Genomic DNA, 15,739 nt, shown 5'->3' with positions numbered 1-15,739 from the left:
GCCTCAGCGGGTTTCGAGTGCGGGTTCGGCAACCGGCGTCGTGGCCGCCGGGCCGGCTTTCGCGCGGCGTTCGAACTGCATCGCCGAATCGGCGAGTCCGCTGAACTTCAGCGATGCGAGATCGAGCACGTAGTTCTGGTGGAACTTCCACGGCTTGCTGTGCCCCTGCTTCGGCAGGATGCCGGCCGCGCGCTGGATGTAGCCCGAGCTCAGGTTGACGGCCGGCACGTCGCCGAGGTCGCCGGCGCCGAGCCGCGGCACGCAGGTGTCGTAGCCGTTCGCGCGCATGTGGTTGAGCAGCCGGCACACGTAGCGCGCGATCAGCTCGGCCTTCAGCGTCCACGATGCATTCGTGTAGCCGAACGACGACGCGAGGTTCGGCACGTCGCTGTACATCATCCCCTTGTACGACACGGTCTCCGGCAGGTCGACCGCGCGACCGTCGACCGTGACGCGTGCGCCGCCAAGCATCTTCACTTTCAGCCCGGTCGCGGTGACGATCACGTCCGCGTCGAGCTGCTGGCCGCTCTTCAGCTTGAGGCCGGTCGGCGTGAAGCGCTCGATCTCGTCGGTGACGATCGATGCGCGGCCCGAGCGGATCGACTTGAACAGGTCGCCGTTCGGCACGAGGCACACGCGCTGGTCCCACGGCATGTAGCGCGGCGTCAGGTGCTTCGCGACGTCGAAGCCGGGGCCGACCTGCTTGCTGGCCGCGCGGATGATGAACTGCTTCGTCCGGTCGGGCTTGCGGCGCGACACGTTGTACAGGTACATCGTCAGCAGCACGTTCTTCACGCGCACGAGCAGGTGCGCGAGCCGCGACGGCAGCACGCGGCGCAACGCGTTCGCGATCTTGTCGCGCGCGGGCAGCGACACGATGTAGGTCGGCGAGCGCTGCAGCATCGTCACGTGCTGCGCGTCGGCCGCCATCGACGGCACCAGCGTGACGGCCGTCGCGCCGCTGCCGATCACGACCACGCGCCGGTTCGCGTACGACAGGTCCTTCGGCCAGTGCTGCGGATGCACGAGCTTGCCTTCGAACGTGTCCATGCCGGCCCAGTCGGGCAGGTAGCCGGCGTCGTAGTCGTAGTAGCCGCTGCACATGAACAGGAAGCGGCATGAGTAGACGAGCGTATCGGTCGCGCCATCGCGCGTGCGCTCGATGCGGACCGTCCAGCGCGCGCGGTTCGAGTCCCAGTCGGCGGCGACCACCTTCTGGCCGTAGCGGATCGTCTTGTCGATGCCGTACGCGCGCGCGGTGTCGCGGATGTAGTCGAGGATCGTCTGGCCGTCCGAGATCGCCTTGTCGCTGTGCCACGGGCGGAAGCTGTAGCCGAGTGTGAACATGTCGGAATCCGAACGGACGCCCGGATAGCGGAACAGGTCCCAGGTGCCGCCGATCGCATCGCGCGCCTCGACGATCGCCACGCTTGCATACGGGCAGCGCTGCTTCAGGTGATACGCGGCGCCGATGCCGGACAGGCCGGCACCGACGATCAGCACGTCGAGGTCGTAGCTGTCGCCACGGGCGCCGGGGGCGGGCGGCGCGTCGCGCCGGTCGGTCGTCGTCGAGGTCATGCGAGGTCCTTGGTCGGCGTGGTCGGGAGCGCAGCCGGGGCGTGCGCGCGTTCGAGGTTGCGTGCGCGGGCGCGGCGCACGTGGCGCAGCATCAGCCACTGGTAACCGGCGCCGAGCAGGCGTGCGATCCGGTCGAGCCGGCGCGCGTCGGCGCCGACGAGCACGCGGCGCGCATTGCGCTCGACGCCCGCGAGGATCTGCCGCGCGGCGTCGTCGGCCGTCGTCGCGTGGATCAGGCGGTTCGCCTGGCGGCGATGGGTTGCTTCGTCCTGCCCTGTGAGCGCGTGGATGCTGGTATCGACGCGGCCCGCGTCGACGATGTTCGTCGCGACGCCGCCCGGATGCACGCAGGTCGCGCTCACCGGTGCGCCGTCGAGTTCGAGCTCCATCCGCAGCGCCTCGGTGAAGCCGCGCACCGCGAACTTGGTCGCGTTGTACGCGCTTTGCGTCGGCATTGCGACGAGCCCGAACAGGCTCGACGTGTTGACGACGTGCCCGTCGCCCGACGCGCGCAGATGCGGCAGGAACGCCTGCGTGCCGTGCACGACGCCCCAGAAGTTGATGCCGACGATCCATTCGAGATCGGCGATGCGCGCGGTCTCGGCGCTGGCGGCCAGCGACACGCCCGCGTTGTTGAAGACCAGGTTGACCTTGCCGTGCTCGGTGCGCACGAAATCGGCCCACGCGAACACCGCATCGCGGTCGGACACGTCGAGCCGCCGCGTGCTCACGCGCACGCCGTGCTGCGCGCAGGCGGCCGCCGTGCCGGCGAGCCCGACGTCGTTGACGTCGCTCAGCGCGACCTCGCAGCCGCGCCGCGCGAGCTCGACCGCGAGGCTGCGGCCCATGCCCGAACCGGCGCCCGTGATCGCGGCGACCTTGCCGGAAAACCCGTTCATCCGTGCTCCTCCCGTTCCGCTTGCGCTGCGCTGGCGGCGCGTCTAATGTGGTGTTGATCGTCACCACTTTAGTTTTCGGGTGTCCTGATGTCAAATAGCGAAATGGAGAAAGCACTCGAAACGGAAAAACGGGGCCGGTCGTATGGCGGCGTGGCGCCCGAGGTGCGGGCCGCGGAGCGGCGCGACGCACTGATTCGCGCGGCGACGCGCGTGTTCGGCACGGTCGGGTTCCGCAAGGCGACCGTGCGGTCGATCTGTCAGGAAGCGAAGCTGAACGATCGCTATTTCTATGCGGCGTTCGACAGCACCGAGGATTTGCTGCGCTGCACCTACCTGCATCATGCGCAGCAGCTGCACGACGCGGTCGGGCGGGCGGTGGCCGCGCGCGGCGGCGACCTGCGCGAGAGCGTCGATGCGGGGCTCGCCGCGTTCTTCGCGTTCCTGCGCGACCCGTGCGCGGCGCGCGTGCTGTTGCTCGAGGTGATGGGCGTGAGCGCGGACACCGACATGACGTACCAGCGCATGCTGATCGACTTCGGCAAGCTGATCATGGCGATCGGCGCGCCGCGCGAAGCGGCGACGTCCGCGGAGCGCACCGAGCAGCGGCTGATCGGGCTCGCGCTCGTCGGCGCGATGACGAACGTCGGCGCGGCGTGGCTGCTCACCGACTATCGCGATCCGGAGGCGCAGATGATCGCGAGTTGCAGGAAGGTGCTGCTGGGGACGTTGCGGGAGGCAGGGTAGATTCGCGGGAACGGGGCCGGCTGCCCGCGATCAGGCATGGCCGATAATCGATAACAAGGAATCTATGCAAGCACGAAACCGATGGCTGCGTCGCATGACGTCGGCGGGGATGGCCGTTTCTGTTCTGGGGCTGACGGGCTGCGGCTGCTGGCCGTTCAGCGAGTCCACGACTTACGAAACCGTGTGGAAATCGCAGACTTTCGCGGCGAAATTCAAGAACCGGGACCAGGAAGGGGATCGATGCCGCGACGCGATCTACACGCGACACCTCAAGGACGCCATGGCGGCCTGCAAGAGTGGGGAATATGAAAAGATCCGCAACGTCATTACCGGGGAGCCCGTGAAGCTCAGCCTGGCCAAGGCGACCTGCGAGGAGGCGCAGGACGAACTGGATCATGGCCTGCCCACCGCGTTCGACCAGCGGATCTTCAATCTGAAGCCGCTGCCCGACGAGTACGACGCGTGCATGGCCGACAGCGGATTCAAGCGCGAACAGGTCGAGAAGAAGGCGTGCTACGTCAAGTTCATGTGACGGGCTTGCTGCCTGGCAAGACTGGAGTCGGACCATGGCAGCGGCGAGGCGGAACTTGCCGTCATGGATGTCGGATCATGCGACGCGCAGGACGAGAGGCTTCCTCGTCCCGCCGCGCCGTCTTCTTTGGCTATGCAGGGCGTGAACGCTTCGTCATTGGCGCCCCGCGGTCTCCCCGATCCTCGCCTTCATCGCCTCGATGAACGCCCGCACTTTCGGTGACGGCAGCCGAGTCGACGGATACACCGCGTGAATCCCGGCGGGCGCCGAGCGCCACGCGGGCAGCAGCCGCACGAGCCGGCCGGCCGCGACGTCGTCGGCGGTCGAGAAATCCGTCAGCAACCCGAAGCCGCCGCCCGCGAGCACGATCGCGCGGCACGTGGTGGCGGTGTTCGACACGACCGGCGCGACGCAGCGCACTGACGCATTGCCGCCGTTCGCGTCTTCGAGTTCGATCGTATGCGGCCGCGGCAGCGACGACAGCATCACGAACGGCAGCGCGGCGAGCGCATCCGGATCGTGCGGCCGCCCGTGGCGTGCGACGAACGCGGGGCTCGCAACCAGCCATTTCTCGTACGTGCCGAGCTGCGCCGCGCGATAGTTCGAATCGGCGAGGCGGCCGATGCGGATCGCGACGTCGAGATTGTCCGCGACGAGATCGACCACGCGGTCGTTGGCGACCAGTTCGACGTCGAGCCCCGGATGCCGGTCGCGCAACGCGACCACGGCCGGCGCGACGACCAGCGCGCCGTAGTCGATCGGCACGCTCACACGCAGCGTGCCGCGCAGCGGCCCCGCGTCGGACGACACCGCGTCGAGCGCGCTCTCGGTGGCGCGCACGATGTCGCGGCACGCGTCGTAGAACGCGCGCCCCGCGTCGGTCACGCTCAGCCGCCGCGTCGTTCGCACGAGCAGGTTCGCGCCGACCTCGGATTCGAGGCGCTGCATGTGCGTGCTGACGACCGTCTTCGCGAGGCCGAGCCGCTCGGCCGCGGCCGTCAGCGAGCCGGCATCGACCACCGCGACGAAGATCGCCAGGCGGTTCAGGTTCACGTCGCGCAGATCGGCCATGGTCGATTGTCCTATGGGAAAGGATAATGTTTCAAAGATTATCCGTCTTCTGGTGACGAACGGCGAGCGCTACGCTGCAGCTGTTCGTCGCCGATCCCCGGCGGCGCGAGATTCCGGAGAGTTTCCATGTCTGCCGCCAACAAGCCTGCTGCCGGTCGGCCCGTCGCACCGATCCGCGTCTATTCGTTCCTGCTGTCCGGGCACGCGCATCGCGTCCGGTTGTTCCTGTCGCTGCTCGGCCTGCCGTCCGAGACCGTCGACGTCGATCTCGCGGCCGGCGCACAGCGCGAACCGGCGTTCCTCGCGCTCAATCCGCTCGGGCAGGTGCCGGTGATCGACGACGGCGGCACGGTGATCGCCGATTCGAACGCCATCCTCGTGTACCTCGCGAAGCGCTACGGCGACGCGCACTGGCTGCCTGACGACCCGGAACGGGCGGCAATCGTGCAGCGCTGGCTGTCGTATGCGGCCGGGCCGATCGCATCGGGGCCGGCCGCCGCGCGGCTCGTGACCGTGTTCGGCGCGAAGCTCGACCAGGAGGCCGCCAAGCGCACTGCCGAGAAGGTGCTCGACGTGATCGACCGCGAGCTGGCCGGCAAGCCGTTCGCGGCCGGCGCGCAGCCGACGATCGCCGATATCGCCGCGTACTCGTACATCGCACACGCGCCGGAGGGCGGCGTGTCGCTGGAACCGTATCCGCACGTGCGTGCTTGGCTGGCGCGCATCGAGGCGCTGCCGGGCTTCGTCGCGATGCCGACGACGCGCGTGGGCCTGCTCGCCGCGTAACGCGCACCGAAGCCGAACCTGCTCAGGGAGAACGCGATGAATGCCCCGATTGTCCCGACTGCCGTCGTACCGGGCTGGGAACTCGACGCCGCGCCGTTTCACGCGGGCGAACTCGCCGTGCAGCAGCGCGCGGGCGTGACCGGGGCCGCAGGTTCGGCCGGCCGGCGCGGGATCCGGCGCTTCATGCCGGACCAGCACCGGACGTTTTTCGCGCAACTGCCGTTCTTCGTGCTCGGCGGCGTCGATGCGCACGGCCAGCCGTGGGCGACGCTGCGGGCCGGCGCGCCGGGCTTCGTGACGTCGCCGGATGCGCGCACGCTGCGCATCGCCGCGCACGCGTTGCCGGGCGATCCGCTGGCCGGCACGTGGCGGCCGGGCGCGCCGCTCGGCGGGCTCGGCATCGAATTCGACACGCGGCGGCGCAATCGCGTCAATGGCGTCGTGCGCGCGGTCGACGGCGATGCGCTGACGATCGCCGTCGAGCAGAGCTTCGGCAACTGCGCGAAGTACATCCAGGGCCGCAAGCCGACGTTCGTTGCACGGGAAGTCGATGCGTCCACCGGGCCCGACGTGTCGGAGGGGTTGAACGATGCCGATCGCGCGCTGCTGGCGCAGGCCGATACGTTCTTCGTCGCGAGCGCGAACACGTCGGCGGACGCCGGCGCCGCGCGGGGTGCGGACGTGTCGCATCGCGGCGGGATGCCGGGGTTCGTGCGCGTCGACGATGCGCGCACGCTGACGACGCCGGATTTCAGCGGCAACCGCTTCTTCAACACGCTCGGCAATCTGCAGCACGATCCGCGCGCGGGGCTGCTGTTCGTCGATTTCGACAACGGCGACCTGCTGTATGTGGCCGCGCGTGCCGAGATCGTGTGGGACGGGCCGCTCGTCGCGTCGTTCGACGGCGCGCAGCGGGTCGTGCGGTTCCATGTGCGGGAAGTGCGGCGCATGCGCGCGGTGCTGCCGTTCCGGTGGTCGGCGGTCGAGCGTGCGCCGCAGTTCGCGGCGATGGCGGGGGCAAGCGCCGTCGCAGGGGCGGTGGTGGTGTCGTCCACGTCCACGTCCGCATCCGCATCCGCATCCCCATCTCCATCTCCATCTCCATCTCCATCTCCATCCGAATCGGCATCGGCATCGGCATCGGGATCGACATCCGAATCGGCATCGGCATCGGCATCGGGATCGACATCCGAATCGGCATCGGCATCGGCATCGACATCGACATCGACACCGGCACCGGCACCGGCACCGGCACCGGCATGGCGGCCGCTGCGCATTGCGAAGATCGTCGACGAGGCGCGCGCGATCCGCTCGTTCCATTTCGAACCGGCGGACGGCGGCGCGTTGCCCGCCTACGAAGCCGGGCAGCACCTGACGCTGCGCGTCGCGCTGCCGGGCAGCGATTCGCCGGCGATCCGCAGCTACACGCTTTCCGATGCACCGGGCGGCGCGCATTACCGGATCACCGTGAAGCGCGAAGGGCGCGTATCGACGTGGCTGCACGATCACGCGCAAACGGGCATGACGCTCGACGCGCAGATGCCGCGCGGCCGCTTCACGTTCGACCTCGCGAGCCCGCGCCCGGCCGTGCTCGTGTCGGCCGGCATCGGCATCACGCCGATGGTCGCGATGCTGCGCCGCGCGCTGGCCGACGATCAACCGTCACGCCGCGTGGTGTTCGTGCACGGTGCGCGCGAAGCGGCTGACCGGCCGTTCGCGGCGGAGCTGGCGCGCATCGCGGCCGATGACGAGCGGTTGTCGCTTGACTGGTTCGACAGTCATCCTCACGAAGGCTCGGCAGCACATGCGGGCCGCATCGACATCGCGCAACTGAAGCGGATCCTTTCGTTCGACGATTACGATTTCTATCTGTGCGGGCCGTCGGCGTTCATGCGCGACTTGTACGACGGACTGCGCGCGCTGAACGTGCCGGACGAACGCATCCGTTTCGAAGCATTCGGGCCGTCGAGCGTGGCGCGCAGCGCGACCCGCGCGGCCGCAGCGCCGGCGGTGGCGAGCGTGCCGATCGTATTCCGGCGCACGGGCCGCGAAGCCGCGTGGACGCCCGCCGACGGCACCTTGCTCGAATTCGCGGAGGGGCAGCGCGTGGACGTTCCGTCCGAATGCCGCTCCGGGTCGTGCGGCACGTGCGCGACGCGTGTGCTGTCCGGTGTGGTCGACTACGAGCAGGCGCCCGATGCACCGGTTGAACCGGGTTGTGCGCTGCTGTGCGTCGCGCGGCCCGCACAAGGGTCGGAACCGCTCGTGCTCGACCGCTGACGCACCCTGCGACATGCCGCCGCAGATGGCCTGCTGCGCGAAAAGCACACGCAACTGCTTCTTTTTCCGGATGCCGGTCGGATCGACGATAGCGTCAACCGATAGATGAAAGGAGCGCAATCATGAAACTGCTCGGCATGATCAAACTGGTCCTGTGGAGTTTCTTCGGCGTACGCAACAGCAAGGCGCACGCAACCGATCTCGCGAACGCCAACTTCACGATGCTGCCGTTCGTGGCGATCATCCTCGCGGTGCTCGTCGGCGCGGTCATCTACGGCGTCGTGCACCTGGTCGTCGATCCGACCGTGACGATGCAGGGGTTCTGAGCGTCGCGCGTGCCGCCCGCGTTCCCGTGGCGGCACGCGGCGCACCCGTTCAGAACGTGTGATTCATCGCGACGCGCGCGACGAGCTGGTGCCCGTTCGACGACGCGCCGGGTGAACCGGGCACTAGCCCGCCGTCGAGCGGCGTGCCGGTCGCGCTGCCGCCCACCTGTTGATACGCGACCTGCGTATAGACCGATGTGCGCTTCGACAGCAGGTACTGCGCCATCGCGCCGAACTGGTTCCAGTGTAGCGAGGACTTCGCGCCGGCCCGATCGAGGCCGCCGCGCGTGTACGTGTACATGCCGCCGACGAGGAAGGCCGGCGTCACGTTGTACTTCGCGTTGACTTCAAAGTTGTCGAACGTGAGCCGCGCATTCGCGAGGCCGAGACTGCCCGCATAGATCGACGCGTCGGGCTGGCCGACGTTCACGTGCGAATAGACCGCCCCCAGCGTCGCGGGCCCGATCCCGTAGTTCACGCCGATCCCGTAGATCTTCTGGTTGCCTGCGACGAAATCCGTGTCGTCCGGCGTCAGTGCGCCGCCCGCCGTGGCGCCGGGGTTCGACATGTTTTCGTAGACGGCGGCGACCGACAGCGTCTGATAGGTGTAATTCAGGCCGACGCCGAGCATCCGGTTCTGCGCGAAGCCGCCGGCCAGGTTGCTCAGCCCATACATGACCGTGCCGGAAAAGCCGCCGAACGTGGGGCTCGTGTACTTCGCCGCGTTGTTCGCGTGGAACGACGCATCGGTGTTGTCGTTGTCGAGCGGATGCGAGAACAGGAAGCCCGCCCAGCTGCCGTTGGCGGTCAGCGGCCCGATCGTGTCGGCGACGGTATCGAACTGGCGGCCGAGCGTCAGCGTGCCGAGCCGGTCCGATTGCAGCCCGACATACGACTGGTAGCCGAACAACCGGCCGCCGTAGCCGAGCTGGCCGCTTTCGACCAGGAAGCCGCTCTCGAGGTCGAAGATCGCGCGCAGCCCGCCGCCGAGATCCTCGTTGCCCTTGATGCCCCAGCGGCTCGTCGCGAGATCGCCGCTCGCCATCTGCCATGACGACTTGCCGCCGACATTGCTCGTGTAGTTGATGCCTTCGTCGAGGATGCCGAACATCAGGACGGAGCTCTGCGCATGCGCGTTCGAAAAACCGATCAGGAATCCTGCTGAAAGGATGAAGCTTGATTTTTTCATGTGGGGTGCGGGCTCGAAAGGTGAAACGGTCGATGGTCCGGCGCGCGGCGTAAGCGGCGCGTGACCTTCGATAAGCAGATGGCATGCCATCTGCCCGCTTCAAGACCGCAATGCGCCGCCTGGGTTCCATTTCATGGGGCGTGGCCATCGAATCGGGCTTGATCGCGCGCAAATCACGTAGCAATTCGCATCGCGTGTCGCATGTTGCGTCTCAGATTGAGACGGGCGGCGATGCGGAATCGTGCGGGCGCAAAGGCGCGTGCCGCGATGCGTGAGTCGCGGGACGATGGAGTAGAGGAAGCGGAAGAGGCGGAGGAGGCGGAGGAAGCGGAGGAAGCGGAGGAAGCGGAGGAAGCGGAGGAAGCGGAGGAAGCGGAGGAGGCGGAGGAGGCGGAGGAGGCGGAAGAGGCGGAAGAGGCGGAAGAGGCGGAAGAGGCGGAAGAAGCGGAAGAAGCGGAAGAAGCAGAGGTGCGCGCGTCACGCGCGTACGAACGGATATCCCTGCGTTTCGAGCCAGTGCCGCACCAGCGCGGCCTGCGGCGGCGCGAATTCCGCCAGCACCAGCGCCACCGGCCGCTCGCGCAGCGCCGCGACGATCGGCGCGAGCGGGATGCCTTGCAGATGCCAGCTGCCGAGCGGCTGATCGGGGCTCGTGACGACGTCGGCCTCGACGATCGTGTCGCCGTCGATCACGGGCGCACGCTCGATTGCGAGCGCAGCGAAATCGGGGGCGCGATGCGACGGCGCATCGTCGGGCCACGCGCGGCGCGCGTGCCAGAACGGCCGGTCGGCCCATTGCGTGTCGAGCGCGTAGAAGTCGCGGCCGATCCGCGCGAAACGCATGAACAGCGCGGTGATGCGCCGCGTGTGAAAGCGCAGCGCGAGTGCCGCGCGTTCGGGATGCGCGAGCAGCGTATGGATGACGGCCGGCGCCTGCAACGCGGACGACAGCGACTGGAAGATGCCGTTGCCGGACAGCGGATCGACGGCCATCGCCGCGTCGCCGACGCGCAGCCAGTTCGTGCCGCCGGCGTCGCCGCACAGCGTCGCGCTGCTGGTGCGTGCGAACACGCGCGCATCGGCGCCGGCATCCACGCCTCCCGCACCGAAGAAGTCACGCGCGAGCGGCGTTTGCCGCAGCGTCGCGCACCACGCAGGTAGCGCGTCGCGTGGCGGCAGCGTCGTGGTCGCGACGTCGAGCGTCGCTTGCCAGTAGCAGCGGCCGTCAGGCAGGCGCGCCATCCACGCCCAGCCGTCCGGCAAGCTCTCGATCGCGGAAGCCGCGTTGCCGGGCGCACCTTCCCACACGTTCAGCAGGCTCAGCGTTTGCGGGCCGCGCATCGCATCGCGCGCGAGCGGCGCGAGCCGGCCGCGCGCCTCGACGACGAACGCCGCATGCAGCGTTGCCTCACCGGCCGGCGTGTCGATGCGGATCGCATGCCCGTCTCCGTCGGCTTGCACCGCGCGTACGGTCGCTTCGCGCACCGCAATGCCCGCATCGGCCAGATCGCGGCGCAGCGCCGCGTCGAACGCGCGACGGTCGATCAGGTGTTCGTGATTGAGCGTACGCGTGTCGCCGTTCCAGCGTGTCGTGCGCGCACAGGGCGGCAACGCACAGGCGGCGGCCTGCACGAGCCCGGCATGACGCAGCCCCTGCAGCACGCGATCGGATACCCCTTCGACCGCATCGAAGCGCCGCCATTCGCTGACGACCGTGACCGGATAGCCGAGCCGCGCGAGCCCGAGCGCGGTGGCGGCGCCGGCCGGCCCCGCGCCGAGCACGACGACGGATGCGCGGTTCATGATGCGTGTGTGCGTCGCTCGACGCCGATGTAGGTGGCGTCCGTGCGCAGATGAGCGAGCAGGGCAGCCGCATCGGCATCCGGGTGACCCGCGAACCAGTCCGCCGCATGGCCGCTGAGCGCCGCGCACGCGATGCTCGCGCCGGCCGGCGCACGCGGTGCGCCGCTCGACACGACCGCGCCGAAATCGGCCTGCGCGCTGTCGAGCCACGACCATTGGCCCGACATGCAGCGCGCATCGCCCGTGACGCGCACGATGCCCGGATAGCTTGCCGGAAACACCGGCGTGCCTTGCGCGGGGCTCGACGCGAAGACGGTCACGTGTTGCGCGACGGCGGCCGCGCACGCGTCGCGCAGCGTGTCGCGATCGGCGCGCACGCCGAGGCTCAGGTTGATCACGCGAACGCGTTGGCTGAGCAGCCAGTCGATGGCGTCGGCGATCTGCGCGGCGCTCGTCACGCCGCGTGCCTCGAACACCTGCGCGACGTACAACGCCGCCGCGGGTGCGGCGGCCGCGATCGTCGTGCAGATCGCGCTGCCGTGACCGATCCGGTCGGGCTCGACGGCACCGGCCCGCACCACGGAAGCCGCGTCGAACGAGAAGCGCCGCGCGGCGGCGACGCGTGCGTCCAGCGCAGGCGGATAGCCGCTGTCGACGACACCCACGCGCACGGCCCGATCGTCATGCATGCGCGACATCCCGGTGTGCGCGCCGCGCGAGTCGTCCGTCCGCGAGCTCGAAATGCAGATCGACGCCGGCGAGCGTCGACGCGCGGTGACTGACGAGGATGCGCGTGCGGTCGCCGAACAGCGTGTCGATCTGCGCGATGACCTGCCGCTCGGTCGCTTCGTCGACCGCCGACGTCGCTTCGTCGAGCACGAGGATCGCCGGCGCCTGCAGCAGTGCGCGTGCGATCGCGATCCGCTGCTTCTGGCCGCCGGACAGTTGCTGCCCGCGTTCGCCGACCGGCCCGTCGAGCCCGCCCGGCAGCGTCGCGATCAGTTCGTCGAGTTGCGCGGCGCGGGCCGCATGCACGATGTCGTCATGGGTCGCGAGCGGCGCCGCGTAGCGGATGTTGTCGGCGAGGCTGCCGCGAAACAGCACGATGTCCTGGCTGACGACCGCGACATGGCGGCGCAGCGCGTCGAGATCGACGTCGCGCAAATCGATGCCGTCGATCCGCACGCTGCCGCGCTGCGGGTCGTAGAAGCGCTGCATCAGGTCGATCAGCGTCGACTTCCCGCTGCCCGACAGCCCGGACAGCGCGACCTTGCTGCCGGCCGGCACGCGTGCGTCGGCACCGCGCAGCACCGGTTGCGCACGCTCGTCGTGCGCGAACCACACATCGACGAATTCGAGATCGCCGCGCGCGGGCAGCTCGCGTGCGGCGGCCGGCGGCTCGACGGCGACCGGCGCGCGCTGCAGCTCCATCACGCGCCCGAGGCTGACCGTCATCCGCTGCAGCGCGACGTAGAGCCCGAGCAGGCTCTTCACGGGGCCGATCGCCATCCCGAGATAGCTCGAGAACGCGATCAGCGAACCGAGCGGCCAGTCGCCGCGAATCACCCAGTAGCCGCCGACGATGAATGCGCCCGCGCGCGACAGCGACGTCAGCGTGCCGGGCACCGACTGCGTGATGAACTCGGTGACCTGCAGCTTCAGCAGGCGCTCCATGTAACGATCGCCGAGGCCGTCGAGCCGCGCCTGTTCCGCGCGCTGGCGGCCGGCGGCCTGGATGAACTTCATCGCGGGCAGCGTCTCGACGAGGAACGACGACACGTCGGCCGCGCCTTCGCGCACCGATCGCGCATCGCGCTCGACCTTGCGGCGCATCGTGCGCAGCCACAGGATCTCGAACGGAATCAGCAACAGCGCGAGCAGCGACAGCTTCCATGACAGCGTGACGAGCAGCACCAGCGTGCCGACGAGCCCGATCACGTTCGATACGGCGGAGAACAGCGCGTCGAGCGCGAAGCGCTGGATCTCGGCGACGTCGCCGTCGAGGCGCGACAGCAGGTCGCCGAGGCGGCGCTGGCCGTAGAACGACGGCGACAGCCGCTGCAGGTGCGCATAGACGGCGCTGCGCAGCGAGAACAGCACGCGGCCGGACAGCCGCGTGTGCAGGTAGCGGTTGATGCCGCCGAGCAGCGTGCCGACGAAGCCCGCGAACACCATCGCGAACGCGATCGCCACGAGCATCCGGACATCCTTGCCGATCAGCCCGCGGTCGATCAGCTCCTTCGTGAGCCACGGTTGCGCGAGCGCGAGCAGCGATGCGCAGGCCGACAGCGCGAGCAGCCCGGCGATCGCGAGCCGCTGCGGCCGCACGAAACCGTACAGCCAGCCGAGCGCGTGCGAGAGTTGCGCACGATCGTCGGTCTTCACGAAACGCAGGACGAGCTTCAGCATCGGCGCGACCGGCCCGTCACGAACGCAGCAGACGAACGCGCGCGCGGCCTCATGACTGCAACCGCTTGAGGCGACGATACAGCGTCGCGCGGCTGATGCCGAGCGTCTGCGCGGCGGCCGCGACGTTGCCGTCGTGGCGCGCGAGCGATTCGCGGATCAGGTCGTCCTCGTGGCGGCGGATCAGCCCGAACGACGCGTCCGGTGCCGGACACACGCCGTCGATGAAGCCGTCGCACAGATGGTCGAGACCGAGCACGTCGTCGTGCTCGTCGCGCACGGCGAGCGCGGTGCGCAGCACCATCTCGAGCTGGCGGATGTTGCCGGGCCAGCGATGCTGGCGGAACACGTCGGCGAGTTCGGCGTTCACGCTCACGTGCGGCGCGCCGAGCCGCGCGAGCAGCGCCGTGACGATCAGGTCGACGTCGTCGCGTTCGCGCAGCGCGGGCAGCAGCACGTTGACGCCGTGAATCCGGTAGTAGAGGTCTTCGCGGAAGGACTTGTCGCGCACCATCGTCGGCAGGTCGCGGTGCGTCGCGCAGATCACCGCGATGTCGATCGCCTGCTCGTCGCCCGCGCCGAGCGGTGCGACCTTGCGTTCCTGCAGCACGCGCAGCAGGCGCGCCTGAAGGTGCAGCGGCATGTCGCCGATCTCGTCGAGAAACAGTGTGCCGCCGTGCGCCTGCATCAGCCGGCCCGTCATCCCGCCCTTGCGGGCGCCGGTGAACGCGCCGTCGCGATAGCCGAACAGCTCCGACTCGATCAGCCCTTCCGGAATCGACGCGCAATTCACCGCGACGAACGGCTTGCCGGCGCGTGCGCTCGCATCGTGCAGCGCGCGTGCGACGACTTCCTTGCCGGTGCCCGTCTCGCCCTGCACGAGCACGGGCAGCCCGTTGTTGAGACCTTGCCGCGCCATCGTCAGCGCGCGCAGCAGGCGCGGCTGGCGCCCGGCGAGGGCCGCGAGGGCCTGCGCGCCGGCATCGTTGCGGGCGGCGGCCGGGGCCGGCCCGCGTCCGCGCAACGCCGGCACCGCGGTCGCGCGCGGCAGGCGCAGCGCCTTGCAATGGAACGCGGCGTCGACGCCTTCGACGCGCAGCATCCCGCCTTGCTCGGCGAACGCGACGAACGACGGCGTGCGCGTGACTGCCGCGCTTTCGCAGCGGCGGCCGACGAGCGCGTCGCGCGCCGTGCCGAGCAGGTCGCACGCATGCGGGCTCGCGGCGACGATGCGGCCGTCTTCCGACACGGCAAGCACGCCGCTCCAGCTCGAGCCGAGATACGCATGGCGCGGGTGGAACACGAGCACGACGTGCTCGGGGAAATAGACGTCGAACAGGCGCGTCTCGATGTGCGTGGCCGCCGCGCTCATCAGCATCGACATGTCGTCGAGCGTGAGCGGCAGTTCGCCTTCGCGGGTGAGGTCGAGCACGCCGATCGGCTTGCCGTGCGGGTCGCACAGCGGCAGCGAGCGGCACGAGAAGCGGCTCAGCCGGCCGAGGAAATGTTCGCCGCTGTCGATCGCGACCGCGCGACCTTCGACGAGCGCGGTGCCGAGCGCGTTCGTGCCGCGCAGCGATTCGCACCAGCTCGCGCCGGCGCGGATGTCGCCGATGCCGAGCGCGGCGAGCTGGCTCGCGTCGCCGTCGACCGACAGGATGGTTGCGCGCGCATCGGCCAGCAGGATCATCCCGTCGCGTCCGCAGCGCTCGGCGAGGAATTCGAGTTCGGGTGCGGCCGCGGCGAGCAGCAAGCGGTTCGCGTCATGCAGCTCGTCGAGGTTGCAGAATTCATGCAGGTTCAGCCGCGCGTCGTCGTCCCAGCGCACACCGTGATCGAGGCTGCGCCGCCACGACTGGTCGATTTCGATGCGCAGGCAACCCTGCGGCAGCACGCCGTCGGAACTGAGGCGCTCGCGAATCAGGCGGGTTGCCTGCAGCCGGTCCGGAAGTCGTTGGCCGGAAGGGAAGTAGTCTTGCACGTCGCCCCTCCTCAGGAGAATGTCGGGCCGTCCGATCCGGCGCGGCCGCACGCAAAAAGGCCCGCCGAGTCTGGCATAAGCCCGGGCATAAATCCATCCGGTCAAAAACCTAAGGCCCAGGCGGGGCGCGGCAGTGCGGGCGAT

General features: G+C 69.3%; 14 protein-coding genes. 6 read left to right on the top strand and 8 right to left on the bottom strand.

What is annotated here, in order from left to right:
• Positions 1-3: 3 nt before the first annotated feature.
• Complete coding sequence (locus LGN19_RS10070) at positions 4-1,578, bottom strand: flavin-containing monooxygenase (RefSeq protein WP_226214365.1); 1,575 nt, start codon at positions 1,576-1,578, stop codon at positions 4-6.
• Positions 1,575-2,477 (bottom strand): SDR family NAD(P)-dependent oxidoreductase, encoded by a 903-nt coding sequence (locus LGN19_RS10065; RefSeq protein WP_226214363.1) that lies wholly within the window; start codon positions 2,475-2,477, stop codon positions 1,575-1,577. Before LGN19_RS10065 ends, LGN19_RS10070 begins: the two co-directional genes overlap by 4 nt.
• A gap of 87 nt (positions 2,478-2,564) precedes the next feature.
• On the opposite strand from LGN19_RS10065, the gene LGN19_RS10060 reads away from it, so the two are divergent.
• Together LGN19_RS10060 and LGN19_RS10055 are read left to right on the top strand one after the other, a co-directional pair.
• Positions 2,565-3,221 (top strand): TetR/AcrR family transcriptional regulator, encoded by a 657-nt coding sequence (locus LGN19_RS10060; RefSeq protein WP_122949004.1) that lies wholly within the window; start codon positions 2,565-2,567, stop codon positions 3,219-3,221.
• A gap of 94 nt (positions 3,222-3,315) precedes the next feature.
• Positions 3,316-3,753 (top strand): hypothetical protein, encoded by a 438-nt coding sequence (locus LGN19_RS10055; RefSeq protein ID WP_226214361.1) that lies wholly within the window; start codon positions 3,316-3,318, stop codon positions 3,751-3,753.
• A gap of 153 nt (positions 3,754-3,906) precedes the next feature.
• Here LGN19_RS10055 and LGN19_RS10050 read toward each other — a convergent pair whose 3' ends face one another.
• Positions 3,907-4,824 (bottom strand): LysR family transcriptional regulator, encoded by a 918-nt coding sequence (locus LGN19_RS10050; protein WP_226214359.1) that lies wholly within the window; start codon positions 4,822-4,824, stop codon positions 3,907-3,909.
• A 126-nt stretch (positions 4,825-4,950) separates the two neighbouring features.
• Between LGN19_RS10050 and LGN19_RS10045 the strand changes: the two genes are divergently transcribed.
• The 3 genes from LGN19_RS10045 (at position 4,951) to LGN19_RS10035 (ending at position 8,216) form a co-directional block, all read left to right on the top strand.
• Positions 4,951-5,610, top strand: a complete 660-nt coding sequence (locus tag LGN19_RS10045; RefSeq protein WP_226214354.1) for a glutathione S-transferase family protein — start codon at positions 4,951-4,953, stop codon at positions 5,608-5,610.
• Between the two features lie 36 nt (positions 5,611-5,646).
• A complete protein-coding gene (locus LGN19_RS10040; RefSeq protein ID WP_226214352.1) occupies positions 5,647-7,890 on the top strand; it encodes a pyridoxamine 5'-phosphate oxidase family protein in 2,244 nt (747 codons plus the stop codon).
• 122 nt (positions 7,891-8,012) lie between these two features.
• Positions 8,013-8,216 carry a DUF2970 domain-containing protein gene (locus LGN19_RS10035; protein WP_043178166.1) on the top strand — a complete coding sequence of 68 codons (204 nt, stop codon included), beginning with the start codon at positions 8,013-8,015 and terminating at the stop codon, positions 8,214-8,216.
• 49 nt (positions 8,217-8,265) lie between these two features.
• Here the strand turns inward: LGN19_RS10035 and LGN19_RS10030 are convergent, their stop codons facing one another.
• Positions 8,266-9,405, bottom strand: coding sequence for a porin (locus LGN19_RS10030; RefSeq protein ID WP_226214350.1), 1,140 nt, complete (start codon positions 9,403-9,405; stop codon positions 8,266-8,268).
• An 83-nt stretch (positions 9,406-9,488) separates the two neighbouring features.
• Here LGN19_RS10030 and LGN19_RS10025 point away from each other — a divergent pair, with 83 nt between their 5' ends.
• Positions 9,489-9,680, top strand: coding sequence for a hypothetical protein (locus LGN19_RS10025; protein WP_226214348.1), 192 nt, complete (start codon positions 9,489-9,491; stop codon positions 9,678-9,680).
• A gap of 202 nt (positions 9,681-9,882) precedes the next feature.
• Here LGN19_RS10025 and LGN19_RS10020 read toward each other — a convergent pair whose 3' ends face one another.
• Genes LGN19_RS10020 through LGN19_RS10005 form a run of 4 tightly spaced genes read right to left on the bottom strand, consistent with a single transcriptional unit; the run spans position 9,883 to position 15,595 of the window.
• Positions 9,883-11,208 carry an NAD(P)/FAD-dependent oxidoreductase gene (locus LGN19_RS10020; RefSeq protein ID WP_226214345.1) on the bottom strand — a complete coding sequence of 442 codons (1,326 nt, stop codon included), beginning with the start codon at positions 11,206-11,208 and terminating at the stop codon, positions 9,883-9,885.
• Positions 11,205-11,897 (bottom strand): S8 family serine peptidase, encoded by a 693-nt coding sequence (locus LGN19_RS10015; protein WP_226214337.1) that lies wholly within the window; start codon positions 11,895-11,897, stop codon positions 11,205-11,207. The genes LGN19_RS10020 and LGN19_RS10015 overlap by 4 nt, the downstream gene beginning before the upstream one ends.
• A complete protein-coding gene (locus tag LGN19_RS10010) occupies positions 11,890-13,617 on the bottom strand; it encodes an ABC transporter ATP-binding protein (protein ID WP_226214336.1) in 1,728 nt (575 codons plus the stop codon). Before LGN19_RS10010 ends, LGN19_RS10015 begins: the two co-directional genes overlap by 8 nt.
• A gap of 49 nt (positions 13,618-13,666) precedes the next feature.
• Positions 13,667-15,595 carry a sigma-54-dependent Fis family transcriptional regulator gene (locus LGN19_RS10005; RefSeq protein WP_226214335.1) on the bottom strand — a complete coding sequence of 643 codons (1,929 nt, stop codon included), beginning with the start codon at positions 15,593-15,595 and terminating at the stop codon, positions 13,667-13,669.
• Positions 15,596-15,739: the final 144 nt, after the last annotated feature.

The sequence above is a fragment of the Burkholderia sp. AU30198 genome, assembly GCF_020419825.1.
Lineage (GTDB): Bacteria > Pseudomonadota > Gammaproteobacteria > Burkholderiales > Burkholderiaceae > Burkholderia.
This window is presented reverse-complemented; position numbering and strand designations above follow the sequence as displayed.

What these genes read in the sequence shown, in the direction of transcription:
- LGN19_RS10030 (WP_226214350.1), bottom strand. Translation starts at nt 9,405, where the DNA reads ATGAAAAAATCAAGCTTCATCCTTTCAGCAGGATTCCTGATCGGTTTT.
- LGN19_RS10055 (WP_226214361.1), top strand. Translation starts at nt 3,316, where the DNA reads ATGACGTCGGCGGGGATGGCCGTTTCTGTTCTGGGGCTGACGGGCTGC.
- LGN19_RS10010 (WP_226214336.1), bottom strand. Translation starts at nt 13,617, where the DNA reads ATGCTGAAGCTCGTCCTGCGTTTCGTGAAGACCGACGATCGTGCGCAA.
- LGN19_RS10015 (WP_226214337.1), bottom strand. Translation starts at nt 11,897, where the DNA reads ATGCATGACGATCGGGCCGTGCGCGTGGGTGTCGTCGACAGCGGCTAT.
- LGN19_RS10060 (WP_122949004.1), top strand. Translation starts at nt 2,565, where the DNA reads ATGTCAAATAGCGAAATGGAGAAAGCACTCGAAACGGAAAAACGGGGC.
- LGN19_RS10040 (WP_226214352.1), top strand. Translation starts at nt 5,647, where the DNA reads ATGAATGCCCCGATTGTCCCGACTGCCGTCGTACCGGGCTGGGAACTC.
- LGN19_RS10045 (WP_226214354.1), top strand. Translation starts at nt 4,951, where the DNA reads ATGTCTGCCGCCAACAAGCCTGCTGCCGGTCGGCCCGTCGCACCGATC.
- LGN19_RS10020 (WP_226214345.1), bottom strand. Translation starts at nt 11,208, where the DNA reads ATGAACCGCGCATCCGTCGTCGTGCTCGGCGCGGGGCCGGCCGGCGCC.
- LGN19_RS10065 (WP_226214363.1), bottom strand. Translation starts at nt 2,477, where the DNA reads ATGAACGGGTTTTCCGGCAAGGTCGCCGCGATCACGGGCGCCGGTTCG.
- LGN19_RS10070 (WP_226214365.1), bottom strand. Translation starts at nt 1,578, where the DNA reads ATGACCTCGACGACGACCGACCGGCGCGACGCGCCGCCCGCCCCCGGC.
- LGN19_RS10050 (WP_226214359.1), bottom strand. Translation starts at nt 4,824, where the DNA reads ATGGCCGATCTGCGCGACGTGAACCTGAACCGCCTGGCGATCTTCGTC.
- LGN19_RS10035 (WP_043178166.1), top strand. Translation starts at nt 8,013, where the DNA reads ATGAAACTGCTCGGCATGATCAAACTGGTCCTGTGGAGTTTCTTCGGC.
- LGN19_RS10025 (WP_226214348.1), top strand. Translation starts at nt 9,489, where the DNA reads ATGCCATCTGCCCGCTTCAAGACCGCAATGCGCCGCCTGGGTTCCATT.